Source organism: Vibrio sp. 1874, from assembly GCF_033344395.1.
Classification (GTDB): domain Bacteria; phylum Pseudomonadota; class Gammaproteobacteria; order Enterobacterales; family Vibrionaceae; genus Vibrio; species Vibrio alginolyticus.
In genome coordinates this window covers 233,178-260,097 of sequence record NZ_JAWPOR010000003.1, presented here as the reverse complement: position 1 = coordinate 260,097, position 26,920 = coordinate 233,178, and the positions used below count along the sequence as shown (strand labels likewise).

At 45.3% G+C, this 26,920-nt stretch carries 22 protein-coding genes; 15 read left to right on the top strand and 7 right to left on the bottom strand.

The genetic code is table 11. The annotated features are described in order from the left end of the window. The first annotated feature begins 208 nt into the window (after positions 1 to 208). On the top strand, positions 209 to 1,897 hold the full coding sequence (gene ushA / locus R8N46_RS08605; protein ID WP_017820852.1) for a bifunctional UDP-sugar hydrolase/5'-nucleotidase UshA: 1,689 nt from the start codon (positions 209 to 211) through the stop codon (positions 1,895 to 1,897). Positions 1,898 to 2,312: 415 nt separating this feature from the next. After that, positions 2,313 to 2,534 (top strand): hypothetical protein, encoded by a 222-nt coding sequence (locus tag R8N46_RS08600; RefSeq protein WP_005386686.1) that lies wholly within the window; start codon positions 2,313 to 2,315, stop codon positions 2,532 to 2,534. Between the two features lie 134 nt (positions 2,535 to 2,668). Here R8N46_RS08600 and R8N46_RS08595 read toward each other — a convergent pair whose 3' ends face one another. Further along, the gene (locus R8N46_RS08595; protein ID WP_005378062.1) at positions 2,669 to 2,917 is read right to left on the bottom strand and encodes a DUF1289 domain-containing protein; all 249 of its coding nucleotides are present in this window, start codon (positions 2,915 to 2,917) and stop codon (positions 2,669 to 2,671) included. A gap of 184 nt (positions 2,918 to 3,101) precedes the next feature. Between R8N46_RS08595 and R8N46_RS08590 the strand changes: the two genes are divergently transcribed. The 9 genes from R8N46_RS08590 to R8N46_RS08550 all read left to right on the top strand — a co-directional run bounded on the left by R8N46_RS08590 (position 3,102) and on the right by R8N46_RS08550 (position 13,388). Beyond that, entirely contained in the window at positions 3,102 to 3,548 is a 447-nt protein-coding gene (locus tag R8N46_RS08590) for an META domain-containing protein (protein WP_005378077.1), read from the top strand. Positions 3,549 to 3,983: 435 nt separating this feature from the next. Further along, positions 3,984 to 5,144: an ABC transporter substrate-binding protein gene (locus tag R8N46_RS08585; protein ID WP_017820853.1), complete on the top strand. Its 1,161-nt coding sequence runs from the start codon at positions 3,984 to 3,986 to the stop codon at positions 5,142 to 5,144. Between the two features lie 9 nt (positions 5,145 to 5,153). After that, entirely contained in the window at positions 5,154 to 6,863 is a 1,710-nt protein-coding gene (locus R8N46_RS08580) for an ABC transporter permease (RefSeq protein ID WP_017820854.1), read from the top strand. Further along, positions 6,829 to 7,476 carry an ATP-binding cassette domain-containing protein gene (locus R8N46_RS08575; protein ID WP_115385873.1) on the top strand — a complete coding sequence of 216 codons (648 nt, stop codon included), beginning with the start codon at positions 6,829 to 6,831 and terminating at the stop codon, positions 7,474 to 7,476. The genes R8N46_RS08580 and R8N46_RS08575 overlap by 35 nt, the downstream gene beginning before the upstream one ends. After that, positions 7,469 to 8,080 (top strand): CDP-alcohol phosphatidyltransferase family protein, encoded by a 612-nt coding sequence (locus tag R8N46_RS08570; RefSeq protein ID WP_005386693.1) that lies wholly within the window; start codon positions 7,469 to 7,471, stop codon positions 8,078 to 8,080. Before R8N46_RS08575 ends, R8N46_RS08570 begins: the two co-directional genes overlap by 8 nt. Positions 8,081 to 8,203: 123 nt before the next feature. Beyond that, positions 8,204 to 8,683, top strand: a complete 480-nt coding sequence (locus R8N46_RS08565; RefSeq protein ID WP_005386695.1) for a glycine zipper 2TM domain-containing protein — start codon at positions 8,204 to 8,206, stop codon at positions 8,681 to 8,683. Between the two features lie 202 nt (positions 8,684 to 8,885). Then, positions 8,886 to 10,415 (top strand): nitric oxide reductase transcriptional regulator NorR, encoded by a 1,530-nt coding sequence (gene norR / locus R8N46_RS08560; RefSeq protein ID WP_054576420.1) that lies wholly within the window; start codon positions 8,886 to 8,888, stop codon positions 10,413 to 10,415. A 174-nt stretch (positions 10,416 to 10,589) separates the two neighbouring features. Next, a complete protein-coding gene (gene hcp / locus R8N46_RS08555) occupies positions 10,590 to 12,251 on the top strand; it encodes a hydroxylamine reductase (RefSeq protein WP_054576419.1) in 1,662 nt (553 codons plus the stop codon). A gap of 81 nt (positions 12,252 to 12,332) precedes the next feature. Beyond that, positions 12,333 to 13,388 carry a hybrid-cluster NAD(P)-dependent oxidoreductase gene (locus tag R8N46_RS08550; protein ID WP_213972291.1) on the top strand — a complete coding sequence of 352 codons (1,056 nt, stop codon included), beginning with the start codon at positions 12,333 to 12,335 and terminating at the stop codon, positions 13,386 to 13,388. Between the two features lie 213 nt (positions 13,389 to 13,601). Here the strand turns inward: R8N46_RS08550 and R8N46_RS08545 are convergent, their stop codons facing one another. The 3 genes from R8N46_RS08545 to R8N46_RS08535 all read right to left on the bottom strand — a co-directional run bounded on the left by R8N46_RS08545 (position 13,602) and on the right by R8N46_RS08535 (position 16,719). After that, entirely contained in the window at positions 13,602 to 14,543 is a 942-nt protein-coding gene (locus tag R8N46_RS08545; protein WP_054576417.1) for a class I SAM-dependent methyltransferase, read from the bottom strand. A gap of 31 nt (positions 14,544 to 14,574) precedes the next feature. Beyond that, positions 14,575 to 15,267, bottom strand: coding sequence for a TIGR01621 family pseudouridine synthase (locus R8N46_RS08540; RefSeq protein ID WP_017820860.1), 693 nt, complete (start codon positions 15,265 to 15,267; stop codon positions 14,575 to 14,577). Positions 15,268 to 15,348: 81 nt separating this feature from the next. After that, a complete protein-coding gene (locus tag R8N46_RS08535; protein ID WP_042522154.1) occupies positions 15,349 to 16,719 on the bottom strand; it encodes a sodium-dependent transporter in 1,371 nt (456 codons plus the stop codon). Between the two features lie 430 nt (positions 16,720 to 17,149). On the opposite strand from R8N46_RS08535, the gene cls reads away from it, so the two are divergent. From cls to R8N46_RS08515, 4 genes are all read left to right on the top strand, one after another. Next, positions 17,150 to 18,604, top strand: a complete 1,455-nt coding sequence (gene cls / locus R8N46_RS08530) for a cardiolipin synthase (protein ID WP_005378105.1) — start codon at positions 17,150 to 17,152, stop codon at positions 18,602 to 18,604. 214 nt (positions 18,605 to 18,818) lie between these two features. After that, positions 18,819 to 20,024: a cystathionine beta-lyase gene (locus tag R8N46_RS08525; RefSeq protein WP_053349514.1), complete on the top strand. Its 1,206-nt coding sequence runs from the start codon at positions 18,819 to 18,821 to the stop codon at positions 20,022 to 20,024. Positions 20,025 to 20,273: 249 nt separating this feature from the next. After that, a complete protein-coding gene (locus R8N46_RS08520) occupies positions 20,274 to 21,179 on the top strand; it encodes an esterase/lipase family protein (protein WP_206953275.1) in 906 nt (301 codons plus the stop codon). A 12-nt stretch (positions 21,180 to 21,191) separates the two neighbouring features. Continuing rightward, entirely contained in the window at positions 21,192 to 22,052 is an 861-nt protein-coding gene (locus tag R8N46_RS08515) for a lipase secretion chaperone (protein WP_054574032.1), read from the top strand. A 24-nt stretch (positions 22,053 to 22,076) separates the two neighbouring features. Here R8N46_RS08515 and R8N46_RS08510 read toward each other — a convergent pair whose 3' ends face one another. The 3 genes from R8N46_RS08510 to R8N46_RS08500 form a co-directional block, all read right to left on the bottom strand. Next, on the bottom strand, positions 22,077 to 22,643 hold the full coding sequence (locus R8N46_RS08510) for a DNA-3-methyladenine glycosylase I (RefSeq protein WP_005378109.1): 567 nt from the start codon (positions 22,641 to 22,643) through the stop codon (positions 22,077 to 22,079). 72 nt (positions 22,644 to 22,715) lie between these two features. After that, complete coding sequence (vmeI, locus tag R8N46_RS08505; RefSeq protein ID WP_085569587.1) at positions 22,716 to 25,826, bottom strand: efflux RND transporter permease subunit VmeI; 3,111 nt, start codon at positions 25,824 to 25,826, stop codon at positions 22,716 to 22,718. Then, the gene (locus tag R8N46_RS08500; protein WP_005378112.1) at positions 25,823 to 26,920 is read right to left on the bottom strand and encodes an efflux RND transporter periplasmic adaptor subunit; all 1,098 of its coding nucleotides are present in this window, start codon (positions 26,918 to 26,920) and stop codon (positions 25,823 to 25,825) included. Before R8N46_RS08500 ends, vmeI begins: the two co-directional genes overlap by 4 nt.

Sequence of the window (26,920 nt, the reverse complement as noted above, 5' to 3'; positions counted from 1 at the left end):
ATTCAATTAACTACCTCACAAAAAATAGAGCTAGCTATATAAAATAAATACTAAATACCAATTCTGTTTATTTATAGACGTAGTTTGCAGGCTTATTAATTCATTTCTCCGATAGAAGTATAAATAAGAGATAGATCACTAAAGTTTCACATTAATTCCGTATATTTCACGCCGTAACAATAACAAAATCACAAAGAAAGGATCCCTTATGAAGTTTTCCAAATCTCTTTTGGTAGTGGCAGTGGGCGCTGCGCTAGCAGGATGCGGCTCAGACAGCGACAATTCTCCAGTAACCTGCGAGACTGCAGATTCTTGTACAAAGTTCACCGTTCTCCACACTAACGATAACCATGGTCGCTTTTGGCATAACAGCGACGGCGAATACGGCATGGCTGCGCGTCACACTTTAATCGAATCTATCCGCGCAGAAGTCGAAGCAAAAGGCGGTGAAACCATTCTGCTATCTGGCGGTGATATTAATACCGGTGTACCAGAATCAGACATGCAAGATGCGGTTCCAGACTTCGTAGGGATGAACCTACTTGGTTACGATGCAATGGCTGTCGGTAACCACGAATTTGATAACTCACTAGATATTCTCGATATGCAAGCCGAGCTAGCTGACTTCCCTATGCTGGCTGCGAATATCTATAAAAAAGATACAAACGAGCGTTACTTCGACCCTTACAAAGTATTTACTATCAACGGCCTTAAGATCGCTGTTATTGGTCTAACAACGCAAGACACTGCGAAGCTAGTCAATCCAGACAACGTATCAAACATCCACTTCGAAGACCCTCAAGTAGAAATCAAAAAGGTACTGAAGGAAATCGAAGAGAACGAAAAGGTAGACCTAGTATTTGCAACGACGCACATGGGTCACTACGAAGACGGCAAAAACGGTAGTGAAGCACCAGGTGACGTTAAACTCGCTCGCTCTCTTGAAGAAGGACAGCTAAACGCTATCATCGGTGGTCACTCGCAAAACCCTGTATGTATGGAACCAGGTACCAATGAGTATGCTGATTTCAAACCTGGGGATGATTGTGCCCCAGACCAACAAAAAGGCACTTGGATTATGCAAGCGCATGAGTGGGGTAAATATGTGGGTCGTGCAGACTTCGAATACTACGACGGCAAGCTTCACTTAGCGAACTACGCACTGATTCCTGTAAACCTTCTAGACGAAAACGATGAAGTTATCGGTGAACGAATTCAACAAGATGCAACAGTAAAAGCGTTACTACTGCCATACCAACAACAAGGTCAAGAGTTATTAGATGAGAAGATTTCTAATACGACGGGTAAGTTAGAAGGTGATCGTAACGTAGTTCGCTCTCAACAAACTAACCTAGGTCACCTACTCGGCGAGGCATACCGTACTTACAAAACGGTAAATGCTGACTTTGGTGTGATGAACTCTGGCGGCGTGCGTGATTCAATCCAAGATGGTGATATCACTTACCGTGACGTACTAACGGTTCAGCCATTTGGTAACTTCGTGACTAAAGCAACTATGACAGGTAAAGAAGTTAAAGAATACCTAGACGTGGTTGCGACGAAATCTGCAGGGTCTGGTGCTTACGCTCAACTAGATAACATCACTTTAGATGTAAACTGTGATGCTGGCTCAGTAACCATTACCGATATTAACAATAAAGGCTTCGATCTAAACGAAACGTACACATTCTCTGTAATCAGCTTCAGTGCTGCTGGTGGCGATAACTATCCAATCATCGATGTTCAATCTACACAGCTAACCGATGCATACGTTTTGCGCGAGTTCTTCGTAAACAACCCACAAATCTCTGCGGATAACTACAACAAGAACTTAGAGAACGTCAAGTACTTCAGTAATGGCCAACCAGTAAAAGGTTGTCCTGCAACTGGTAGCTAATACTCAACACCTTACCCCTGGCGCTAAGAGCTTTTACAAGCAATTTCGTCAGGGCTTTCCTTAAAACCGAAGCTTTGTGCTTCGGTTTTTTATTTTCGATAAATTACTGAAAACTCTCCACCTTCACAATATGTTCAAAAATTGTTCATTTGTGTTATTGACGCCCCTGTGTTGGGCTTCTATGTTTGATAAGGTCTTTTAAATATGCAGGTTCATCGGCTAAATTTCGCGAAACATTTTCAATCGCACAGTCAATGATTCTGAGAAAGATGTGAATGGCGTTACAAACACTGCTCTCAAACAATTTGTCTTTGGACTTCAAACGATGGTGATGTGCCTCCACGCGCACACTAATGAGCAGCGATCTGGACGTCAATGTGTTCAAACTGCTGCCATCGAGTTCTGGAGGTCAAAAATGAAACGAGCCAGCAATAGCTACAGACTCCAAATGATCAAAGAAGTAGTTACCCGTAGAGAGCGTGAAGCTTGTACGGATCCTATGGCGAGATACATTCATCAACTCATGGATGAACGCCCAACAAGTAAATTAGATGTTGAATTCAATCATCGATTTTCAGGAAATCACTTCGACGAACAAGCGGGAGGCTGGGTTAGCGACCGTTGGTCGATGAAATAACGCCAATTACCGCTTTATAGGGAAAATGGATAGGAGATTCCCGGTTCTTAAAGGACACCTTGCCGGACCGGGAATATGTAAAAGCCTAATCAGAACCGAAAGCGAAGGCGTAACCCACAGACTGAACAAGAGTTCTAGAATAAGTCTTGTTGAGGCGATGACTCATCTTGAAGCTGTTCTGGCTTCGTCTTCCCTGCCAACATCTTTCTTCTGTACCTTTGACGACACAACTTAATAACGTGCAACTGCTGAGCGGGGGTTAAGTTAAGCCAATTAAACCTTTCCTCTCTCTTTCTCATACACCCCTTGCAATACCCTTTTTCATCGGAGGTACATACTCCAACACAAGGGCTTGGGACAGTAAAAAACTCCAGTTGCTCCATACTAAAACCGCTCTTTCCATATTAGGGCGTATTGGCCTAGTTTAAATAATGAGAAGATTAGTCAGCAACAAAACTTGCTATATACTTCGTTATGTCAAAAACATACGAAACCATAACCTTATGCTGACAAAAACAGTGTTTTATTACTTATACTTACCGCGTTTATAAAAACGGAGTCTATAAAATGAAGCTTAGCCTAAAAACGTTAGTTACAGCAATCTCTCTCCCTGTTCTTATGACTGCTTGTGCTAGCAACGGTGATGATGTGAAAGAAATAACGGCTCAAGATTTGCAGCACCACAACTGGGAACTTGTTCAAGTTGATGGCAAAAATATCGTTCTAGACGAACACCAAAAAGCGGCTCGCCTAGAAATCGGTGAAAATCTAACCGCAAACGGCAACGCAGGTTGTAACAACTTCTTCGGTCAAGCCGAGCTGAAAAACAACCAACTACGCATCGAAAAAATGGGCATGACCATGAAGATGTGTATGGAAGATCAAATGAAGATCGAAAACGCAATGACACAAACACTATCTAACTGGAGCGATATCACGCTAACTAAAGATGGTCTTGTTCTGAAAAGTGCCGATCACGAATTGACGTTTACACTACGTGACTGGGTAAACTAATCCCAACTAAGTAAACCATATAGTATCTTAAAGCAGCCAAACGGCTGCTTTTTTTATATCGATGAATCGTTAGTCATGCATGCTAAAGTCATTTAAATGGCCAACTTTCTTTCTCTTTTCGCCCTCAATTCCATGCTTTAGACATCAATTTTGCTCTGTAAAACAACCTATTCATATCTCTGGGGACAATAATTTTCAATTACTTGAAAGAATATCCTCAAACAAACGGTCCGCTCCTAAAATGACACCAAATTTGTCCTTTATTCGTTTTGCTTCACATTGAGAGTAATTCTTTGAATCAATGAGTGATTCCGTTTGGGATTGGCATTGATAATAGAGAGAGATGAATTACTATCCTTGTAACAGAGCGGAACGACTTGCGAAAACGTCAATAGAAACGAAAGCAAGAACCAAAAGACATAACACGGAATAGATATGAAAAAGCTACTCAGCAGCATTGGCATTTTAGCCACGACTTTTGCGACACCTTCTTTTGCCGATTCATCAGTGAATAGCGAATGGCAAAAAATCGAACAGCAAGCCGACGGGCAATCCGTCTACTTTCATGCTTGGGGCGGGAGCCAAGAAATTAATCGCTACATACAGTGGGCGAGTAGAGAGCTAAAATCACGTTATAACGTGACGCTAAACCACGTTAAAGTAACTGATATTTCTGAGACCACTACTCGACTTATCGCAGAAAAAGCGGCAGGCAAAAACAGCGGTGGTAGTGTTGATATGGTTTGGATCAATGGCGAAAACTTCAAATCAATGAAGGATAACCAATTGCTATTTGGTCCTTTTGTCGAAGGTTTGCCAAGCTGGCAATATGTGGATAAATCTCTACCAATTGATGTGGACTTCTCCGAGCCAACAGAAGGTCTAGAAGCACCTTGGGGAGTAGGACAATTAGTGTTTATCCATGACGAGCAAACCCTCCATAACCCTCCAAAATCATTCTCAGAAATGCTGAGCTATGCAAAAGCGTTCCCGAATCGCCTGACTTACCCTCGACCACCAGAGTTTCATGGCACAAGCTTTATCAAAGCATTACTCATTGAACTGTCTAACAACGCCCCTGAGCTGCAACAACCAATTACCGATGACACGTTTGAACAAGTCACTCAACCGCTGTGGTCTTATCTAGATGAGTTCCATAAAGTCGCTTGGCGCGGTGGTAAGCAGTTTCCAGGCGGTACAGCAGAAACCCTTCAGCTACTAGATGATGGTCAGACTGACCTGGCGATTACCTTTAACCCGAACGCGGTTTTCTCTGCGCAGTCGAGCGGTAATCTTGCAGAGAGCACCAAAGCGTACGCAATGGACGCAGGAGCACTCTCAAATATCCACTTTTTAGCGATTCCTTGGAACGCAAATGCCAGTGCTGGTGCACAAGTTGCGATAAACTTTTTATTGAGCCCTGAAGCACAGTCTCGCAAAGGTAACCTAAACATCTGGGGCGACCCTTCGGTACTAAGCAACCAATACCTAACTGGTTCGGCCAAAAACACTCAACAATTCAAATCCATCGCTGAGCCACATCCAAGTTGGCAAGCGGCGTTGGAAAAAGAATGGTTGAAACGCTACGGGAATTAGTAAGAATCCATGTTAAGAGCGCTGTATTTAGTCATTATCGCAGTTTGTATTTTGCCTACCATTCCGGGACTACTTGGAGTGGTGGTCTCTGCGCTCGGTTATGTACCTCCTATCGGTCTACACCACTTTTCTTTTGATGGCTTCAATGCCGTCTTTGATTGGGAAGGTGTTTGGACATCCATCGGGCTTACTTTCTACTCCGCCATTTTCAGTAGCTACTTGGCTTGCTTCATCACGTTTGCCATTCTACAGGCGTCTTGGGGCAGCAAGTTTTGGCGAAAAATTGAAGTTAGCCTTTCCCCACTTCTCGCGATGCCGCACGTCGCGTTTGCAATTGGCTTTGCGTTCTTGTTTGCCCCAACTGGTATGGGCGTTCGTGTTCTCAACCAACTGTTTGGTTACGACCCGAATGCACAAACGGTGAATGACTTAGCATTGTTGATTAAAGACCCACATGCACTCGGTTTGGTCATCATGCTTGCGATTAAAGAAGTGCCGTTTTTATTGTTGATGAGTATTCCGATCCTTCAGCAATTGAAAGTCGATAAGGTTGAAAAAGTCAGTCACTCGATGGGCTATAGTTCGGCGCAAGCGTGGTGGAAATGCGTATTTCCGCAATGGTTAGCAAAACTTCGTTTCCCAATGCTGGCGGTATTGGCTTACAGTTTGTCCGTTGTCGATGTCGCCCTGATTATTGGCCCTACCAACCCGCCGACGTTTGCGGTTTTGGTATGGCAATGGTTTAACGATCCAGATTTATCGCTCCTACCAAGAGCGGCCGCTGGCGCAGTAATACTGTTTGTGATGGCTAGTCTTTTGATTGGTTTCGCTCGATTGGTGGAATGGTTAACGACCAAAGGCTTCAAACGCTGGCAGTACTCTGGTCGAAACGGGTTTCGTTTACCCGGTAAAACCCTATTTTCACTGATTGCGCTACTTGCACTTCTAATGATTCCACTCATGGTGCTGTGGAGCTTTGCTCAACGTTGGCGCTTTCCAGATTTGCTCCCAAGCCGTTACAGCCTGCGTTTTTGGGAATACGAATGGCACAGTATTCTAGGGACTCTAGAGCAAAGTATGTCAATCGCCCTGATCAGCGCGACTATCGCGCTAGTTCTTGCTTTAATAGCACATGAGTATCGCCTTCGTTATCGCTGGCAGATACCCGGTTACATCATCGCCATCCCGATGCTGATTCCTCAATTATCGGTGCTATTCGGTATGCAAGTGGTAACACTGTACTTAAACAGTAACGCGTATTTCTTTTGGGTATGCTGGGCGCATGTGTTCTTCGCATTCCCATTTATTTACCTCTCGCTAGACGGGCCGTGGCGCAGCTTCGATAACAGCTTAACTCGCGTCGCACTCAGCTTGGGTAAAACACCGATGCAAGCTTGGTTAAAAGTGAAACTGCCAATCCTCCTACCTGCGATTGCATTCGCGTGGGCTGTCGGTATTAGTGTCAGCCTAGCGCAATACCTACCTACATTAGTGCTAGGGGCTGGGCGCATTAGCACCATCACAACCGAAGCCGTTGCACTATCCAGTGGTTTTGACCGACGTGTCACCGCTATTTACGCCATTTGGCAAGCTCTGCTGCCATTCATGTTCTTCTCTTTTGCGATACTGCTTAGCCACTTGCACAGGACGTATCGCCGCTTGTCTATAAAAGGTTTACTACTGAATGAGTCTTTGTCTCGAAAACCTCGCCATCCGTAAAACCAATGGCGACGCGCTTTTCTCGGCGTTTAATATGACCGTAGAAAAAGGTGAAATCGTTACCCTGATGGGGCCTAGCGGTTGTGGTAAATCCACTTTGTTGGATGCCATTGCCGGGCACCTATCCGCCGAGTTCAATTACTCTGGAGCCATTACGCTTGATAACGAAAAGTTGGATGCCCTCCCTGCCCATAAGCGTCAGGTCGGTATTCTGTTCCAAGAAGATTTGCTCTTCCCTCATTTAACGGTGTGGGAGAACCTTGCCTTCGCGCTACCAAACTCAATCAAAGGTGAAGAGCGTAAAGCTCACGCTATGCAAGCGCTGAAGAACATTTCATTGACCAAACTAGCAGAGTCCTTTCCTGACCAAATTTCGGGAGGGCAACGCGCCCGTATTTCATTGACTCGTATGCTGCTAGCAAAGCCGAAAGTTGCGCTACTTGATGAGCCCTATAGCAAGCTGGATAAAGACCTGCGTGTACAATTTCGCAATTGGGTGGTCGAACAATTGCAGCAAGCGAACATCCCTACTTTGATGGTAACGCACGATGAAGACGATATTCCTGATGGCAGCCGCTGCCTAAACTGGCCGTGGGAGACAAATCATGCTTGATAGCCTGAGTATAAAGCTCATCCGCAAACCGCTGGCACTCAGTGCGACATATATCGATAAATGTGGCATCACCGCAAATCAGACGACAGTATTTGGTTTTGTGCTTGGCTGTTTTGCCCTGCCTGCTTTGATCGCCGAACAGTACTTGTTGGCGTTGCTGTTTATTTTGCTGAACAGAATCTGTGATGGGTTAGACGGTGCACTGGCAAGGATTCAAGGCATTACCGATGCGGGTGGTTTTCTTGATATCAGCTTAGATTTTTTGTTCTATTCGTTGATTCCTTTTGGCTTTGTGCTTGCCAACCCAGAGCACAATGCCGTTGCAGGCGCATTTTTGATTTTTTCCTTCATCGGCACTGGTAGTAGCTTTTTAGCTTTTGCCATCATGGCAGGAAAACAAGGCATCGATAATCCGGTATATAAAAACAAATCGCTTTACTACATGAGCGGCTTAACCGAAGGTACAGAAACCATTGGCTGTTTGGTTTTATTTTGTTTGCTACCGCAACACTTTGCCGTCATCGCGTATATCTTTGGCGCGGCATGCTGGTTTACCACTTTTACACGTATTTATTCAGGGTTTCATACGCTTAACGATCATTAATACTGCTTAGACAATCGCGTTTCCTTAAGGGACAGGCCGCTAAGCCACTGTTTTATAAAGCACCAAAACGCAGGTTAAATTGGGGTATATACTCTTTGAATGAAGAAACCATTCGGAGGCTATATGAAAAAACAGATCAATTTAGGCATGTTGCTCACCATTACTTGTGCGCTCGTGCTTGGCGGCTGTAGCTCACCTAACCCGTACGGAGATGCATACGGCTCATCCGACACTCGCAAAGTTCAGCAGGTTTACTACGGCACAGTAGAAAAAGTAGAACCCGTAACCATTGATGCCTCTACCCAATCCAATGCCATTGGCACCATCGCTGGTGCTGCCGTGGGCGGGATCTTAGGCTCAAAAGTTGGGGGCGGTTCTGGCTCGGATATCGCTGCCATTGGTGGTGGTCTATTGGGTGGCTATGCAGGCAGCAAAGCGGCTGAAGCAACCGCGAAAAGAAATGGCGTGAATCTGACCATTCGTTTAGAGGACGGAAAGATTATCTCTATTGTTCAAGAAGCAAATCCAAACATGATTTTCCAACCAGGCCAAGCGGTCCAAATCAATGTTTCTGGTAATGACGCCAGAGTCGTTCCTCGTTAATTCGGACGAACCAAACCTTTGGCCTGCTTTAATTCAAACACCTAACCCGCGCAAGCTTACATCACTGGCTTGTTAACTTGCGCGTTTCTTTTCGTATCAAACTTGATCGTCGTCAATGGAACATCAATCTCCCACACCTTTCGATGTTCAAATGACATCAAGTTGCTAGCATGAGCCCATTCCAGATAACTTTGGGCTTGTTATGACTCCGACTGTTGACCACGTACTCCTTAATATCGCGCTAAACCTCAGCTCAAATCGCTCTCACGAGCAGCAATATCAAAATCTCATTGATGGGGTCGCGCAAGTATTCCCATGTGATGCGAGCTGCCTGTTTATCTTCGATGAGGATGGTTTTCTAACTCCTGTCGCGGTAAAAGGCTTATCCAGCTCGGTCTTAGGTCGTCGCTATTTCCCCAAGGCGCACCCTCGCTTAGATGCCATTATTCATAGCGGTGAACCGGTGCGTTTCGATGCCGATTGTTCACTGCCGGATCCTTTCGACGGCACACTATTAACTGAAGACCAATGCATTGATGTTCACGATTGCATGGGCTTTAGCTTGTATGTCGAAGGCCAACTTGTTGGCGCACTAACGATGGATGCACTAACGGTGGGCGCGTTTGATGGCATCGATCCTGTCGCTATCGAAACCTTTGCGGCTTTGACCGCTGCGACATTGCGTAACATTGCTCAGTTAAAAGCACTCAAAGCGCAAAACCAGAAGCAAAAAAGCGTCACTCAAACCCTTATCCAGCAAGCCCGTTCTCAACATGGCGAAATGGTGGGTTTGAGTCCGCAGATCAACCAGTTACGAAACAACATTGCGACTGTTGCTCAATCAGATTACGCGGTACTTATCTTAGGAGAAACCGGAACTGGTAAAGAACTGGTCGCGCACTCGGTACACGCGCAATCTCATCGTAGCGATAAGCCGATGATTTACGTCAACTGTGCGGCTTTACCAGAAGGTCTGGCTGAAAGTGAACTGTTTGGCCATGTCAAAGGCGCATTTACAGGTGCTAATAGCCACCGTGCCGGTAAGTTTGAACTGGCAGACGGTGGAACGATTTTCCTTGATGAAGTGGGCGAACTGCCTTTGATTTTGCAAGCAAAATTGCTGCGCGTAATTCAGCAAGGCGAGCTGCAACGTGTAGGTAGCGATCAGCATTTGATGGTCAATGTGCGCATCATCGCAGCGACCAATCGACAACTAGAAAAAGAGGTCGAAGCTGGCACGTTTCGAGCAGACCTTTTCCACCGTTTGAACGTGTTCCCAATCCAAGTCCCCCCACTGCGTGCCCGTGACGGGGATATTCCCGTTTTAGCAGGATATTTGTTGGAAAAAGTACGCCAACAATTCAATGCACCCAATCTGCACGTTCACCCTAAAGTGTTGACTCAATTGGAATCTTTACCTTGGTACGGAAACGTGCGCGAGCTCGAACACACTTTAACTCGCGCGGCTTTACACGCCATTCAACAAGGCGCAAGCACGATCATGCTTAACCATTTCGACACCTCATTGGCTCTCGATGATGTAAAAAACACATCGCATTATCTGCCTAAAGAAAGCCAACCAATGCGAGAGCTAATAGAAAGCTATCAACGTGATTTAATTGAACATGCTTTGAGCCAAACTGGTGGCGTTTGGGCAAAAGCAGCGGAGTTTTTACAAATAGATCGAGGGAACTTATATCGGATGGGTAAAAAGCTCGGGATCAATAAATAACCGACCACAAGAAGCCGATGTGATTAAGACATCAGCTGCGTTGTCTTAATCACATCAACCACTCTCCTAAATCTGATAAAATTCAATACAAATCAACAAGATAATAATTGGCACGCATTCTGCTCTCTAGTGGTCAACATCACGACTATTAAAACAATCACTGGAGAACCCAATATGTTCTGTATTCAATGTGAACAGACAATTCAAACCCCTGCTGTTAAAGGTTGTTCTTTTGCACAAGGTATGTGTGGTAAAACTTCTGAAGTATCTGACCTTCAAGACGTGTTGGTTTACACACTGCAAGGGGTTTCTTTTTGGGCATCAAAAGCACTTGAATTCAACATCATTAACGATGAAATCAACCAATGGGCACCAAAGGCATTTTTCTCTACATTGACGAACGTAAACTTTGACCCTGAACGTGTCCTAGAGCTAACTTCTCAAGCGGCAACGTACAAAGCATTGCTAAAAGAGCAAGTAATGTCTGCTGCAACACTCGCCGATACCGAAGTTGCTGACATCCCTGTTGTTGCTCACTTTGAGCTACCAAATAGCGCAGAAGCAATCTTAGCTTTTGCTCCTCAAGTCGCGGTTAACCGTGGTAAGGACCAAGTACATGAAGATGTGATTGGCCTACGCCTACTTTGCCTATACGGCCTTAAGGGTGCAGCCGCGTACATGGAGCACGCACGTGTTCTTGAGCAAACCAACAACGATATCTATGCCGAATACCATGAAATCATGGCGTGGTTGGGCACAGACCCTGAAGATCTCGGCGAACTACTTGATTGCTCAATGCGCATCGGCCTGATGAACTACAAAGTGATGGAAATGCTCGACCAAGGTGAAACAATGACCTTCGGCCATCCAGAACCAACCACGGTGAACGTCAAGCCAGTAAAAGGCAAATGTATTCTTGTTTCTGGCCATGATTTGCATGACCTAGAAAAAATCCTGCAACAGACTGAAGGCAAAGGCATTAACGTTTATACCAACGGTGAAATGCTGCCTGCACACGGCTACCCTGAGCTGAAGAAATATCCTCATCTTGTCGGCAACTACGGCAGCGCATGGCAAAACCAACAGAAAGAATTCGCAAACTTCCCTGGCGCAATCGTAATGACGTCAAACTGCTTGTTGAATCCAAATGTGGGTCAATACGCAGACCGTTTATTCACTCGTAGTATTGTTGGCTGGCCTGGTGTGGCTCACATCGAAGGCGATGATTTTAGCCAAGTGATTGAATGTGCTCTAGCGCAAGATGGTTTCCAACACGATGAAGTCGAACACCACATCACGGTTGGTTTTGGTCGAAATGCACTGATGAACGCCGCCCCTGCGGTTATCGACCAAGTGAAGCAAGGCAACATCAAGCACTTCTTCCTAGTCGGCGGTTGTGACGGCGATAAAGCGGAACGTAGCTACTACACCGATTTTACGGCTGAAGCACCAGAAGACACGCTAATCCTGACCTTGGCGTGTGGTAAGTTCCGCTTCAACAAGAATACGTTTGGCGATATCAACGGCATTCCTCGCCTATTGGATGTGGGCCAATGTAACGATGCTTACTCTGCAATCCAGCTTGCACTTGCACTGGCGAAAGAGTTTGACTGTGACATCAATGAACTGCCACTCACGCTTGTGCTTTCTTGGTTCGAGCAAAAAGCGATCGTTATCTTGCTAACGCTATTTGCATTGGGCGTGAAAGGCATTTACACAGGCCCTACTGCACCGGCATTCCTAACGCCAAACCTAATCGCCATCATCCAAGAGAAGTTCGATATGCGCAGTATTGGCAATGTTCAGGATGATCTAAAAGCCATCCTAGCAGCTTAATAAACTTGCTTGTTACGCGCCTCCTTACGCGGAGGCGCTATCTATTTCGAACCAAAAATAGCCACAACCAAAGAGATTGTTATGTTTTTTGAATGGCAAGGTAACCAACCCGTCACACTCCGTTGCATCGACAAATACTTCGAAACACACGACACCGTCAGCATAAAATTGGCCGAACTAACCGAATCACTTCTGTTTCAGTTTAAGCCTGGCCAGTTTATTAACTTGGGCGTCGAAATTGATGGAAAAATGGAGTTTCGTGCCTATTCAATCAGCTCGATCAATGAAGACGATCACCTTCAACTCACCATCAAACGAGTATCTGGCGGTAAAGTATCGAACTACATCGTTGACTCGCTGCTGCTCGGTGATACTGTTCAAGCATTACCACCAGCAGGCGAATTTAACTGCATCGACCATCCACCCGTGTTACGTGATGGCGAAACAAAAGCCTTGCTTATCAGTGCAGGTTGCGGCGTCACGCCCGTATTTTCGATGGCAAAGCACTGGCTGAGTAATCAAGATGAAAACGACAACGATGTGGACATCGCATTTCTTCATATTGCACGCAGCCCAGAAGAGACGATTTACTACGATCAGCTAGAAACGTTAGACGCTGTGTATCCCAACTTCAATTTAAAGTTGTTGCTGAAAAACCGCGAAGGAACATCGCATCCACAAGGTCGTTTGAATGCCGACTGGCTTAAAGAGCTTGTTCCTGATTTCAAACAGCGCACCGTTTACCTGTGTGGTCCAAGCCAGTTTATGCAAGATGTTCACGGCTATTTGAATGACCTTGGTTTTGACATGACGAACTTCTACCAAGAGAGTTTTACGCCAGCGACTGGCGCAGAATCATCGGTCTCCGATGAGACGGTTAACGTTTCTGTTCCTGATTTTGCTCAAAGCATCGATGCTCAAAAAGGTCAGGTACTGGCCGATGTGCTCGAAGGCGCAGGTTTACCATTAATCGTCGCTTGTCGAAGCGGGATTTGTGGCTCGTGCAAATGCAAGGTTCGTAAAGGCAACGTCTATTCCACTAGCCTAGAAACATTGACGCCAGAAGAAATTGAACAAGGCTATGTGCTCGCCTGCTCATCAACCATCGAAGCGGATCTTGAAGTGCAGATCGGTTAATGCTGCTGGTATCGATCTTTTATTGTTTCCCGTCATTCCGACGAGCCTAGGCGAGATCAGGAATCTAATATCAGCGTGTTAGGAATAACTCACTCTGATAATAGACTCTGAATCACACTCGCGTCTCGCTATTCAGATTAACGGGGTATCGTGGAAATGCCAGCCGTACTCAAACGGCTGGTATTATAGATAGGTACAACTTTCGTTTCGTCGTCATTGCTTCTCGCTAAACAGCAACACTTTCAATGCTGCTTCGCTGTCTACGTCCATAAACTCTGGTGGGTTATCCAGACGCTCACGGTATGTCAACTCTGGCGCTTCGTCTTTCATGCTTTCAATCAAGAAGTCGCTTGTCACAGATGGCGAGTTCACACATGCCATCACTTGACCGCCGTCTGCCAACAAATCCGGTAATCGACGTAGAATCTTTTTGTAATCTTTCGTCAGCGCAAAGCTGCCTTTCTGGAATGAAGGCGGATCGATAATGATCAAATCATACTGACCAGATTTCTTAATCTTACCCCAAGATTTAAAGATATCGTGCCCCATAAAGCTTACCTGGTTGATGTTATGACCATTTAGCTTGTGGTTCTCACGACCTTTAGACAGCGACGCTTTCGCCATGTCGACGTTAACCACTTTATCTGCGCCACCCGCAATGGCAGCGACAGAAAAGCCACAGGTGTAAGCAAACAAGTTAAGCACGTTTTTGTGCTTCGCATTTTCGCGAACCCAATCACGACCGTAGCGCATGTCCAAAAACAGACCGAAGTTTTGGTTGCGGCCAATATCCAATTGGTATTTCAAACCGCTTTCTTCAACGACAGGGCGAGCGTCTAATTCACCGACAAGTACTTCTGAAGGCGCACCATCGGCATAACGGTGCTGAAGAACCATAGTGCGACCTTGCTTGTCTGCCCACAGTTGTGATTGTGCCAACGCATTCAGGCCGCTTTTCAGCTCAGCGAGAAACGCGTCGTCGACTTCTTTAAACAAGTTGATAATCAACTGACCTTGTAACCAATCACAGGTGATTTGCTCTAGGCCCTCAAAACGACGGCCACGACCATGAAACAGTCGACGAATTTCGTTAGGAGCTTGCGCGAGCTCGGTTTCTAGATGCTGAAAGAACAGCGGAAGTTGTGATGCTTGCATCGAGTTCTCTTATTAGTTTTCTTTGTGACGGTTATTTGATCGTAGGCCAGTTCAGCTCCCAAGGGGAAAGCCAAGTATCCAAGCCCTGAGAGACGATTTCACTGTGCCATTTGCTACCCAGCACTTTGTATTCTCGTGGATCGCAAACAAAGCGATATTGCTCATCTCGGTATTGGAAGCAAAGTGAAAATGCATGCAGGTAACCGCGATCAGCCTCATTGCCTGCATTGTAAATCGGGTCGCCAACAATACCTGAGCCAACCGATTTTAATGCCACGCGGATTTGATGCGTTTTACCAGTGTGTGGCTTACATAAAAATAGGCGCTCTCCGGGCTCTGCCGCAAGAGAGAAAAACTGGGTGACGGCTGGGTTGTTTTTGCTGTTGACCAGCTTCCATGATGAACGGCGCGAACGCTCCATATCACCAACGACCAAACCTTGTTTCTTTTTCGGCTTTTTAGAGCCAATCGCCAGATAGAACTTTTCCACTTGGCGGTCAGCAAAAGCTTGCGATAACGCACTAGCCGCTTTGGCGTTGCGTCCGAGGAGCAGAATACCCGATGTCATTTTATCCAAGCGATGGATAAGATAAAGCTGCTCATCACCACTCTGCTTAGCCACTTCTTGCAGCAGCATTGTGTCGCCATCGTCTTTATGAACAGAGACGTTGGGATGCTTATTGATGATCAGAAAATCGGGATGGGTATGTAGAATATCGAACATAAAAAACTGGCTCCACGTTTGGAGCCAGCAGTATACATAAGTTACCGGACAAAGCTATCGAGGCTTGCCCTAAGGTCTTTGCTAAAGCTTCTTAGAGAAAATGCCAGCAAGACCAATGATTGCGATACCCAGCAGCATGATTTCACCTTTGCCACTGTCAAAGCCAGACTTAATCCCCATGAAGGCAACAATAGCAATCGCAACAGGAATCAGGTATTTAACTAGGTTGTACCACAATCCAAATAGCGGGAAGGATACTTCGCCGTCATTAGTGATCTCTTTTTCTAGCTCAGCACGGCTTAGGCGCCATCCAGCAAAGATACAAACCAACATACCACCAACCGCTAAGAAGATTTTGTCCGTTAGCAAGTCGAAGATATCAAAGGCACCGGTACCAAACAGCGTTGGTCCCATTCCACCTAACGATAGTGACGCAAAAATACATAATGCCGCCATAACTGCACTTGCAGACAGAACTGCGTTCGAGCGCTTCATGCCTTTCTCGTCAATTAGGTAAGACACGACAACTTCCAATAGTGATACTGAAGAAGTTAATGCCGCCACCGTCAAACCGATGAAAAATAGCAACGCGAATAGCAACCCAATCACTCCGCCCATTTCAGCAAATAGCTGAGGAACGACAACAAATACAAGACCAGGGCCTGCCGCAGGCTCCATGCCAAAGGCAAACATAGCTGGGAACATAGCAACACCAGCAAGAATCGCAACACCAGTATCCATCGCTGTAACCATACCGGTTGTTTGAACTAGGTTCTCTTTCTTCTTCAGGTAAGAACCGTACGTCATCATACAACCCATACCTAAGCTAAGTGAGAAGAACGCCTGTCCTAGTGCAGCAAGAACCACGTTGCTGTCGACTTTAGAAAAGTCCGGCATGAATAAGAACTCAAGGCCAGCCATTGCACCTGGCAGCATTAAGCCCTTAACAGAAACAACGATTAGGATTAAGAACAGAAGCGGCATCAGAACCTTACCGGCTTTCTCAATACCACCCGAAATCCCTTTCATCACGATCATGACGTTAAGGAACAGGTAAACACCCATCCACATTAAAGGTTGAATCGGATCTGAGATGAAACCGCCAAAGCTGTCGCCAATTGCTTCTGGCGCGCTGAGTAGACCACCGCCCACTTTAAAGATGTAGGCCAATGCCCAACCACCAACCACTGGGTAGAAGCCCATGATCAAAAGACCACTGAAGACTCCCATAACACCAGTGAACGTCCAGCGTCGGTCAGTTGTTTTGAATGCACCTACGGCAGAAAGACCTGTCTTACGACCAATAGCGAACTCTGTCAGCATCACGCTAAAGCCGATAAAAATTACAAAGATAAGATAGATAGCAACGAATGCACCGCCGCCACTCTCACCTGCTGTGTAAGGGAATTTCCATATATTGCCTAAACCGACAGCGGAACCCGCTGCTGCCATTACGAAGCCTAGTTTAGACCCCCACGTATCACGTGGTGCTGCTGTATTAGTTGTAGCCACGCTTTTTCTCCAAAATTAGTTTGTTGTGTATGCATAGAGATAGGCGTCTAAAAAGTTTATGTAAAAATTATTGTACACTTATAAAATAAGCGTTCGACGCACTATGTCTAGAAAGTAAAGCAGCTCCCCTTTAAAATTGGAACCCCAAAAAAGTACATTTATCGCACAAGTGTCGAGTTGCGCAGGTTAAATGCTGCTTTTTTGTTCAAAAGTTAAAGAATGACCTTATTTTTCACATTAAAATAACAGAATCAGCTGTTATGAAATTCGTTCCTCATATAAGGTCAATCCCACGTCTAAATGGGAAATCTATTCCCCCAACCCACTTTTATGCTTAATATCCTAGAAGGGCATATTACTCTGAGCGTATATGGACAAGTTTTATCACTTTCTTACTTTAGCTGGCATCGGGCTATATTGGTTACTGGTCGCAGGTGTGACCATTCGTGTCGTTTTAAAGCGCCGTGCAGTGAGCGTGTCTTTAGCTTGGCTAATGATCATTTATATCCTTCCCGTTCTGGGTGTCGCATGTTATTTCCTCTTCGGTGAACTGAACTTAGGCAGAAAGCGAGCCGAACGTGCGAAAGAGATGTTTACACCATTCGAGAAGTGGTTCAGTCAGCTTAACGACTGTAACGCGCACAACCCAGAAACGATGGGAAGGCACATCTACCGAATTGATGAACTTTGTAACAACCGCCTTGGTCTTCCCGCATTGAGCGGTAATACATTGTCGCTGCAACAGTCACCTAATGAGATTTTGCATTCCATTATTGAAGACATCGAAAACGCGCAGAGCAGTATTCGAATGGTATTCTACATTTGGCATCCGGGTGGTTTGGCTGACTCTGTCGCTTCTGCGCTTATTCAAGCGGCTAAACGCGGCGTAGATGTCAAACTATTGCTCGATTCAGCAGGTAGTCCACGTTTTTTCAGAAGTCCTTGGTATCGAATGATGCAGGATGCTGGAATTGAAGTTATTCAAGCGCTAGAAGTGAAGATGTGGCGTATTTTCTTACGTCGTCTTGATCTTCGCCAACATCGCAAGATCATCGTAATTGATGATGAAATTGCTTATACCGGTTCAATGAACCTGGTTGACCCGGCTTACTTCAAGCAAAACAGTGGCGTCGGGCATTGGGTGGACATCATGGTTCGCATTACGGGACCAACGGTAAACGTATTGAGTGCCATCCACTGTTGGGATTGGGAAGTCGAAACTGGCGAACGTCATTTACCAAGACTACCTGAATGCAAGATCGATGAGAGTGAATTCCAACACCCTATTCAGGTTGTGCCTTCTGGCCCAGGTATGCCGGAATATCTGATCTATCAAGTATTAACATTGGCAATAAACCAAGCCAATCGCTCGGTACGAATCACAACACCATATTTCGTGCCCAATGCTGATTTACTCGAAACGTTAAAGATGACAGCACAACGAGGCATTGACGTTGAACTCATTATTCCACATAAAAATGACTCTATGATGGTGCAATGGGCGTCACGCGCTTTTTATAGTGAGCTCTTGAGTGCAGGGGTCAAGATTTATGAGTTTTATGGTGGTTTGCTGCATACAAAATCTGTCGTAATTGACGACCAATTCTGTTTAGTTGGCACCGTAAACATGGATATGCGCAGCTTGTGGCTGAACTTCGAAGTGACCCTCGCCGTTGATGACGAAGAGTTCACCAAGCAAATGTCTTGGTTACAAGATAGCTATATTAAGCAATCTCACACTGTTGTATTGGAAGAATGGGAGAAAAGGAGCCTATTTTCTCGGTTCTTAGAGCGAGTGTTCTATCTCTTCAACCCACTCCTCTAATACCTCAAATACACCGACTAAAAAACCTCCAGCGCTACATGCATCCTGCTGGAGGTTTGTTCTTTTAGCTCCCTATCTACACGATACCTCTCGACATCATTATTACCTGTTCATCTTGGCTGTTATTGGCTGATAGTTGACTTTTCCCTTGCATAACCTACGTCGTCCATGTTTTAAATATTCAAAACCGCAATATTTAAGACAGGGAACTTTTATGTCAGAGGGAAAAAAAACCAAACTCATTACCGCTGGCCGCGATAAAAAGTGGACAAATGGTGTTGTAAACCCACCCGTTCAACGCGCTTCAACTGTGGTATTCAATACCGTTGCAGAAAAGAACCAAGCCACCATTAATCGTGCAAACAAAACGTTGTTTTATGGTCGCCGAGGCACCAACACGCACTTTGCTTTCCAAGACGCAATGGTTGAGATTGAAGGTGGAGCTGGTTGCGCGCTTTACCCTTGTGGAACGGCAGCAATTTCAAACGCCATCCTCTCTTTCGTTGAAACTGGCGATCACATTCTAATGGTGGACACTTGTTACGAACCAACTCGTGACTTTTGTAACACCATCATGAAGAAAATGGGCATCGAAACCACCTATTATGACCCAATGATCGGTGAAGGTATCCGAGACTTGATTCAGCCGAATACCAAAGTCCTTTTCTTAGAGTCTCCTGGTTCAATAACCATGGAAGTCCAAGATGTACCTACATTAGCGCGCATTGCCCATGAGCAAGATATCATCGTGATGCTAGACAACACATGGGGAGCTGGCGTGAACTTCTCTCCTTTCGAGCATGGCGTAGACATTTCCATTCAAGCGGCAACTAAGTATATTGTTGGACATTCAGATGTCATGCTAGGTACTGCTGTGGCTTCTGAAAAGTATTGGGATCAGCTTCGTGAACAAAGCTACCTGATGGGTCAGTGCGTTTCTCCTGACGACGCATACCTAGGTCTTCGAGGTATTCGCACGTTGGATGTTCGCCTAAGACAGCACGCAGAAAGCAGTTTAAAAGTCGCTCAGTGGCTCGCTTCTCGCCCAGAAGTTGATCATGTCCGCCATCCAGCTTTAGAAACAAATCCTGGCCATGAGTTTTTCAAACGAGATTTCACAGGTGGAAACGGCTTGTTTTCATTTGTTCTCAAAACGTCTTATCCAAAAGCGACGACGGCTCTGCTTGATGGTATGAAACACTTCAGTATGGGTTACTCTTGGGGCGGTTATGAAAGCCTCATTCTAGCTAACGAACCTAAGAGCTTTAACAGCCTGAGAACCATAGCTCACCCACACTTTGAAGGTACTTTGGTTCGTATTCATATTGGCTTAGAAGACGTAAATGACTTGATCGCTGATTTAGAGGCTGGTTTTGCGCGTTATAATGCCTTAATGCTTGAAAAAGAAGCCTCCCTATAACAATGATTGAATCGCCCTGCATTGCGGGGCGTTTTTATAAGCCCCTGACTTAATTAGAATTAACTAACATTCACCCGAACCCATTAATTAATGTTAATCATTTGTGTTGTTTTTCAATTGAGCAGTCACAGAATGAAATAATGTGCCACAAATAGGCTTTCCAAATTTAGAGTTTCTCTCCTACTTTTTATCATTCATAAGAGGTCATACCACAAGGAGATAGTTTTGAAACTCAAATTTATAGCGCTAATGCTTTTTACCTTAGTTACCGTCCCAATAACCTCCGTATACGCTGCAACAGGTTATACCCAAACCAAGTATCCGATTGTTCTGGTTCACGGTTTGTTTGGTTTTGATACCCTGGCAGGCGTTGATTACTTTTTCGGAATACCACATTCCTTAACAAAAGATGGCGCTACGGTTTATGTTGCACAGGTATCCGCGACCAATAGCAGCGAAGTTCGAGGGGAGCAACTGCTTGCTCAAGTAGAAACCTTACTTGCAGCAACAGGCGCAGAGAAAGTCAATCTCATTGGTCACAGTCATGGTGGTCCAACAACGCGCTATGTTGCCTCTGTCCGTCCTGACCTAGTCGCATCAGTTACGAGTATAGGAGGCGTTAATAAAGGGTCTAAAGTGGCAGATTTAGTTCGTGGCACCGTATCTGAGGGTTCGGGTAGTGAGCAGCTCGCGGTAAAACTGGCGCAAGGCTTAACTACTCTTATTAATCTTCTATCAGGTGGTTCTGATCTCGACCAAGACCCTTTAGCCTCACTAGCAGCATTAACCACGGAAGGATCATTAGCGTTTAACCAACACTACCCGGAGGGAGTCCCTATCAGTGAATGTGGTAATGGTGACTTGCTGGCTTCAAATGGCGTTTATTACTACTCATGGACCGGATCATCCACTTTTACAAACGTTTTCGATCCGACCGACGCTGCCATGATGGTACTTGGCTTAGCCTTTGATGGGCCAAATGATGGCTTAGTTGGTGCGTGCAGCACACATTTGGGCAAAGTCATACGTGATGATTATCAAATGAACCATTTGGATGAAATTAACGGTCTACTCGGTATTCATCATCTTTTTGAAACCGATCCAGTCACGCTTTATCGCCAACATGCAAATCGTCTCAAACTTCAAGGTTTATAAGAGGTCATCACAATGAAGAAAGTCGCTCTCACCACTTTTATCCTGCTCTCGATATTTGGCGTGGGAGCGCTTTCTCTGTTGCAAAGCGACAAACAACAAGAGATAACCTCTAACCATTCGCAATCTCAGCAAGATATAGCCGCCGATGTCTCTTCACCAAAAGATTTCTTCGAATATTCTCTTAGCCGGCTGGGCGAAGAAGATCTCGATACGATCAAAGCGGAAGTCAATGATGACACTTTAGCAAAGCAAACTCTGAATATTGATGCCAAACTTTTTCAAACCTACCTTTCCTACAAGCAAGCACTCTCTGCATTAGAGCCTTTTGAGCACAACCACCTAACGCTTGAACAGTTAACCATGCTGAATGAAGCAATACTGAACTTACAGCTTCAATACTTTAACGAGGTGCAGATAACCCAATTGTTTGACGAAGAAAACCGACTTCGCCAACTTGCTTTAGAAAAGCTGACGATTAAAACACAGGCATCGGATAGCGAGAGTCAAGAACACCTTCTCAATCAAGCGTTATCAGAACAACCGGATTACATACGAGAAAGTGAACGCAATAACGCATTAGCAAAGCAGCTCGAGCAAGCTTCTCAGCTTGATTCACAAGACAAGTACATCGCCCGTGTTGCTCTGGTAGGAGATGCCGGAGCGCAGAGGCTCCAAAAGCTTGATGAGCAAAGAGCATCATTTGAGACTCAACTCGCCACTTACTTAAAGCAGCGTCAAAATATTCTGAATAGAGATTTTCTAGGGCAAGACGAAAAACAGGCAGAAATCATTGCTTTAAGAAAACAAAGCTTCGATACCACTCAATGGCGTCGAATCGAAGCTTTGGAACGTATTCATGATAGCCAGAACTAACAACATTAGCTTAATCGCCAAACGTTACTTATTCTGCTTTTTAGGACATCCAACGATATGGTCATCCACCATGCCGACGGCTTGCATGAAAGCATAACAGATGGTTTCACCGACAAACTTGAAGCCTTTCTTTTTTAGGAATTTACTCATGGCTTTGGATTGCTCTGTCGAAGCTGGTACGTCACTCATATGTTGCCATTGATTGACGATTGGTTCACCGTCCACGAACTGCCACAACGCGTCTGATAAACTCCCGTATTCAGCAATTAACGCTTTAGCCGCTTTGGCATTACTAAATACCGAGTTAATCTTTCCGCGATGTCTCACAACATCGAAGTTTTCCACGATGTATTCAGCGCGTTCTTCATTTCTTTGTTCCAACGCATCTAGGTCGTAGTTCTCGAACGCTTCTCTGTAACCTTCGCGTTTTTTAAGGATGGTGATCCAGCTAAGCCCAGCTTGCGCACCTTCCAAAGTAATAAATTCAAACAGGACTTGGTCGTCATATACTGGCACGCCCCATTCGGAATCATGATATTCGCGTTCTAATGGGTGATTCATCGCCCACGCACACGTTTTTTGTTCTGTCATTATTCTTCCTTAAAAAGCGCCTCTAACTGATGAGCTAGAGGCGCGATATTTTTCATCGTTATATCAGTAGCACTAAGCCTGTTTCGGTACTGCCACTTTATGGAACAAACGATACAACACTGGCACGACAATCAGTGTCAGGACTGTCGCAAAACCCAAACCAAACATAATCGTAACCGCCATTGGTTTGAAGAAAATATCTGGCAACAGTGGGATCATACCAAGGATCGTCGTGATAGCAGCCATACAAACGGGACGGACGCGACTTACCGCAGCATCAACGACCGCGTCATAAGCCTCTTTACCGGACTTCATTTCAATTTCAATTTGGTCCAGTAATACGATGCCATTTTTGAGCACCATTCCCGATAAGCTTAAGAAGCCGAGCAATGCCATAAAACCAAACGGCGTGTTGAGCGCCAACAAACCGGTGGTGACACCAATTAACGCCAGTGGCACGGTAAGCCAAACAATGAGTGGCTCTTTGATAGAGTTAAATAGGAATACAGTGATCAAGAACATGAACAAGTACCCCATTGGCATGGTAGTAAACAGCGACTCTTGAGCATCACCAGAAGATTCGTATTCACCACCCCACTCTAGTGAATAGCCAGGAGGCATTTGAATCGCTTCGATTTGGGGCTGTAAACGTTTTTGCAACGTCGATGCGGTTTCTTCACCTAGAATATCAGGGTCTGCCATCACAGTGAGCATACGCTTACGGTTCTTACGCACAATAATAGGATCCTCCCAACGCATGTCGTAACCCATTGTGACTTGTTGAAGTGGAATAAACTCACTCTGTGCTGGACTCCATATTTTCATGCCTTCGATGTTACGAATATCAATACGTTCATCTTCAGGTAAGCGAGCCACGATAGGCATGAGCGTCGTGCCGTCTCGGTAAAGGCCTATCGTCATTCCAGAGAATGACATAGACAAGAAGTCATCGACATCTGATTTTGTAATGCCATAGCGACGTGCCTGACTCTCGTTAAACTGCGGTTCAAGAACTTGGGTTCGTTCACGCCAATCATGCCTGATATTTGTTGCCTGAGGATCGGCGTACATGATGTCCTTGACCTGAGCGGCTATCGTACGAAGGACGGTTGGATCTGAACCAATAATGCGCGCTTCAATTTTTGCACCACCACCAGGGCCTAATTCAATCTGTTTGAGCTTGTAATTGATTTCTGGGTAGTTGGCTTTTAAATACTCTCGAAACTTCGCCATTAATGGTTTTAACGCTTCGTAGTTTTCCATACGAGTGGTTATCTCACCATAAGCCGCATAACTTTTCTCTGGCGCGTACGTTAACATGAAGCGCTGTAAGCCTTTACCCGCGGTCGTCGTGATATGGTCAACATGCTCTTGCTTAGCTAACCAACTTTCTAACTCTTTAAGCGTTGTGTTAGTTGCTCGAATATCAGTTCCTTCTGGCATCCATACATCTAACTGAAAAATCGGCGTTGTCGAAGATGGGAAAAACGCTTGCTTCACAAAGGTGAACCCGTAAACACTTGCCGCTAATCCCGCAATCAGCACCACAACGGTAAACCAAGCACGACGCATACAAAACTGAAGAAACTTTTTATAAATAACGAAAATAACCCCGTTATATGGATCATTTTCTTCCCCTTCACCTTGTTTAATCTTCTGGCCTTTAAAGAAGATGTCAGCAAAGAATGGTGTCAACGAGATAGCGGTAAACCAGCTCAACATTAAAGAGATCAGCAGAACCGTAAATAAAGTGCCACAGTATTCGCCCGTCGAGTCTTCAGACAGTCCAATTGGCGCAAATGCAGTTACCGCAATCACAGTTGCCCCAAGTAATGGCCACTTTGTTTGGGTAACAATGTCGGTCGCTGCTTGGAGTCGAGTTCGCCCTTTTTGAGTACCAATCAAAATCCCCTCAACCACAACGATGGCATTGTCCACCAGCATACCCAATGCGATAACCAAGGCACCTAATGAAATCCGCTGTAAATCTATCGCGAGATACTTCATGAAAATGAACGTACCCAGCACCGTCAGCAGCAAGATTAAACCGATAAGTAGCCCAGAACGTAGCCCCATAAAGAACAGAAGTACGATAATGACGATACCGACAGCTTGAGCCAAGCTGACAACAAAACCGCTAACCGATTTATCCACCTCTTTAGGCTGACTGTAAATTTCCGAGATTTCGATACCAACAGGTTGTTGGTACTTTAGCTCTGCAAGGCGATGATCAAACGCTTTTCCGACTTCAACGACGTTGACGCCTTCAGCAAAAGAAACGCCGACGTTTAGTGCAAGACTTCCGTTAAAATTAATAATATTATTCGGGACTTCTACGTAACCACGTTTTATTTCCGCCACATCTTTCAAGAAGATGAGCCCCTGAGCACCCGACTCAGTAATCAACAAATCGCCTAGCTCATCCACACTCTGGAACTCGCCAGTCGGCTGAATTCTGATGTACTCATCACCAATTCTGATCGCTCCTGCGTCAGAAACTACGTTTTGCGTCGAAAGAAGATTAAACACGGTATCCGGAGCAAGACCTATACTGCTCAATTTTTTCATCGATACTTCGATGAACACTTGCTCTTGCTGTTGCCCAGATACCGAAACTTTACTCACGCCATCAACCAGTTCGAGCTCTCGGCGTAAGTAATCGACGTAATCCAGTAGCTCTTTATAGCTATAACCGTCGCCAGTCACCGCTAACAAAATCCCGTAAACATCACCAAAATCATCGATCACTTGAGGTTCATTCACACCTGGAGGCAACGTCCCTTTAAGGTCGTTCACTTTACGGCGTAACTCATCCCAGATTTGTGGCAGATCATCAGGGCCATAATTGTTCTTCATCGTGACCGTGATTTGCGATAATCCTCGGCTAGAAATCGAATTCACTTCATCAACATAAGTAAGCTGCTGAATCGCTTTTTCGATTGGATACGTCACTTCTTCTTCGACTTGTTGCGGTGTCGCACCAGGGTAAGAGGTCACTACCATCGCATCTTTAATAGTAAAAGCAGGGTCCTCAAGACGCCCTAAACCAAAGAATGCGGCGATACCACCAATCAAAAATATCAGTGCGACCATCCAACTGATGACGCGATTTCGGATGAAGTACGCAGCAATACCGGTCACATCATCATCACTTTGAGGCACTGATTTATTAAGATCGCTCATAGACCGGCCTCCTGCGTAGCCATTTCCTGTATCACTTCCACTTTCATGCCATCCCTTAATCGAGAAACACCGGCAATCACGACTTTGTCTTTGAGCATGAGACCATCAAGGATTTGAATGGACGTTTTAGATGCCTTACCTGCTCGCACCTGTTTGCGCGATACCGTATTGTCGTCATTCAGTACCCAAACAAATTTGTTTTCGCGCCCCAGCTCGTCACCATCCGCATTAAAAATGGCTTCGATAGGAACATTAATTCCTAGGTTGAGATCAAGCCCAACATTCTCGTCTTTAGAAGTTACCTCAACAGCCATACCATCTAGGATGTACTCTTCTTCCGGCATAGGAAGCGACAGTGTGACAGTAAACGTACCTGTTGTTGGGTCGGGTTCGGTTGTAAATTCTTTTACCGTCGCGTTATATTCGTTACCACTGGGCACGCGCACTAATGCTTTGATCGCGGTAAGCCTTTCTTCCGTTGGCGGTTGGTTCACATAGAGGCGGTCAGGAAGCTGAATCAACACTTCGACTCGCTCCAAGCTGTGAATATTAACGATATGCTGTCCGACTTGAACATTTTCGAATTGGTCGATATTAACTCGCGAAATAATCCCATCCACGGGCGCTTTTAAGGCAGTAAATGATAGACGAAGTTTGGCTAACTGAAGCTCAGCTAAGGCGATTTGTCGTTGTGCTGCAATTTCATCAAACTGAGACTTAGCTAATAGGCCTTTATCAACCAAAGGGCGTGAGCGGCGATACTGACTGTCGACAACAGAAAAACGCGCACTCGCATTATCTACATCCAACTCATAGTCAGTGGGATCTAGCGTTGCAATGACATCACCCTTCGTGACTTTGTCGCCCTCTTTTACCATGATGCGGCTGACTTCTCCTGCCACTCTGAAGCTCAAATGAGAGCGATCCGCTGCATTCGCAACCGCAGGGAAGTACAAGTTGTCATCCACCTTGTTTCCCGCTAATGACGTAACTCTAACTCGTGGCGTTTCGAGCTCTTTTTCTGGCGCCTTATCCCCACAGCCAACGAGAAAAAGCGTTGAAAGTAAAGTCGCTAGAGAGATGATTCCTTTCAT

What these genes read in the sequence shown, in the direction of transcription:
- ushA (WP_017820852.1), top strand. Translation starts at nt 209, where the DNA reads ATGAAGTTTTCCAAATCTCTTTTGGTAGTGGCAGTGGGCGCTGCGCTA.
- R8N46_RS08600 (WP_005386686.1), top strand. Translation starts at nt 2,313, where the DNA reads ATGAAACGAGCCAGCAATAGCTACAGACTCCAAATGATCAAAGAAGTA.
- R8N46_RS08595 (WP_005378062.1), bottom strand. Translation starts at nt 2,917, where the DNA reads ATGGAGCAACTGGAGTTTTTTACTGTCCCAAGCCCTTGTGTTGGAGTA.
- R8N46_RS08590 (WP_005378077.1), top strand. Translation starts at nt 3,102, where the DNA reads ATGAAGCTTAGCCTAAAAACGTTAGTTACAGCAATCTCTCTCCCTGTT.
- R8N46_RS08585 (WP_017820853.1), top strand. Translation starts at nt 3,984, where the DNA reads ATGAAAAAGCTACTCAGCAGCATTGGCATTTTAGCCACGACTTTTGCG.
- R8N46_RS08580 (WP_017820854.1), top strand. Translation starts at nt 5,154, where the DNA reads ATGTTAAGAGCGCTGTATTTAGTCATTATCGCAGTTTGTATTTTGCCT.
- R8N46_RS08575 (WP_115385873.1), top strand. Translation starts at nt 6,829, where the DNA reads ATGAGTCTTTGTCTCGAAAACCTCGCCATCCGTAAAACCAATGGCGAC.
- R8N46_RS08570 (WP_005386693.1), top strand. Translation starts at nt 7,469, where the DNA reads ATGCTTGATAGCCTGAGTATAAAGCTCATCCGCAAACCGCTGGCACTC.
- R8N46_RS08565 (WP_005386695.1), top strand. Translation starts at nt 8,204, where the DNA reads ATGAAAAAACAGATCAATTTAGGCATGTTGCTCACCATTACTTGTGCG.
- norR (WP_054576420.1), top strand. Translation starts at nt 8,886, where the DNA reads ATGACTCCGACTGTTGACCACGTACTCCTTAATATCGCGCTAAACCTC.
- hcp (WP_054576419.1), top strand. Translation starts at nt 10,590, where the DNA reads ATGTTCTGTATTCAATGTGAACAGACAATTCAAACCCCTGCTGTTAAA.
- R8N46_RS08550 (WP_213972291.1), top strand. Translation starts at nt 12,333, where the DNA reads ATGTTTTTTGAATGGCAAGGTAACCAACCCGTCACACTCCGTTGCATC.
- R8N46_RS08545 (WP_054576417.1), bottom strand. Translation starts at nt 14,543, where the DNA reads ATGCAAGCATCACAACTTCCGCTGTTCTTTCAGCATCTAGAAACCGAG.
- R8N46_RS08540 (WP_017820860.1), bottom strand. Translation starts at nt 15,267, where the DNA reads ATGTTCGATATTCTACATACCCATCCCGATTTTCTGATCATCAATAAG.
- R8N46_RS08535 (WP_042522154.1), bottom strand. Translation starts at nt 16,719, where the DNA reads ATGGCAGCAGCGGGTTCCGCTGTCGGTTTAGGCAATATATGGAAATTC.
- cls (WP_005378105.1), top strand. Translation starts at nt 17,150, where the DNA reads ATGGACAAGTTTTATCACTTTCTTACTTTAGCTGGCATCGGGCTATAT.
- R8N46_RS08525 (WP_053349514.1), top strand. Translation starts at nt 18,819, where the DNA reads ATGTCAGAGGGAAAAAAAACCAAACTCATTACCGCTGGCCGCGATAAA.
- R8N46_RS08520 (WP_206953275.1), top strand. Translation starts at nt 20,274, where the DNA reads ATGCTTTTTACCTTAGTTACCGTCCCAATAACCTCCGTATACGCTGCA.
- R8N46_RS08515 (WP_054574032.1), top strand. Translation starts at nt 21,192, where the DNA reads ATGAAGAAAGTCGCTCTCACCACTTTTATCCTGCTCTCGATATTTGGC.
- R8N46_RS08510 (WP_005378109.1), bottom strand. Translation starts at nt 22,643, where the DNA reads ATGACAGAACAAAAAACGTGTGCGTGGGCGATGAATCACCCATTAGAA.
- vmeI (WP_085569587.1), bottom strand. Translation starts at nt 25,826, where the DNA reads ATGAGCGATCTTAATAAATCAGTGCCTCAAAGTGATGATGATGTGACC.
- R8N46_RS08500 (WP_005378112.1), bottom strand. Translation starts at nt 26,920, where the DNA reads ATGAAAGGAATCATCTCTCTAGCGACTTTACTTTCAACGCTTTTTCTC.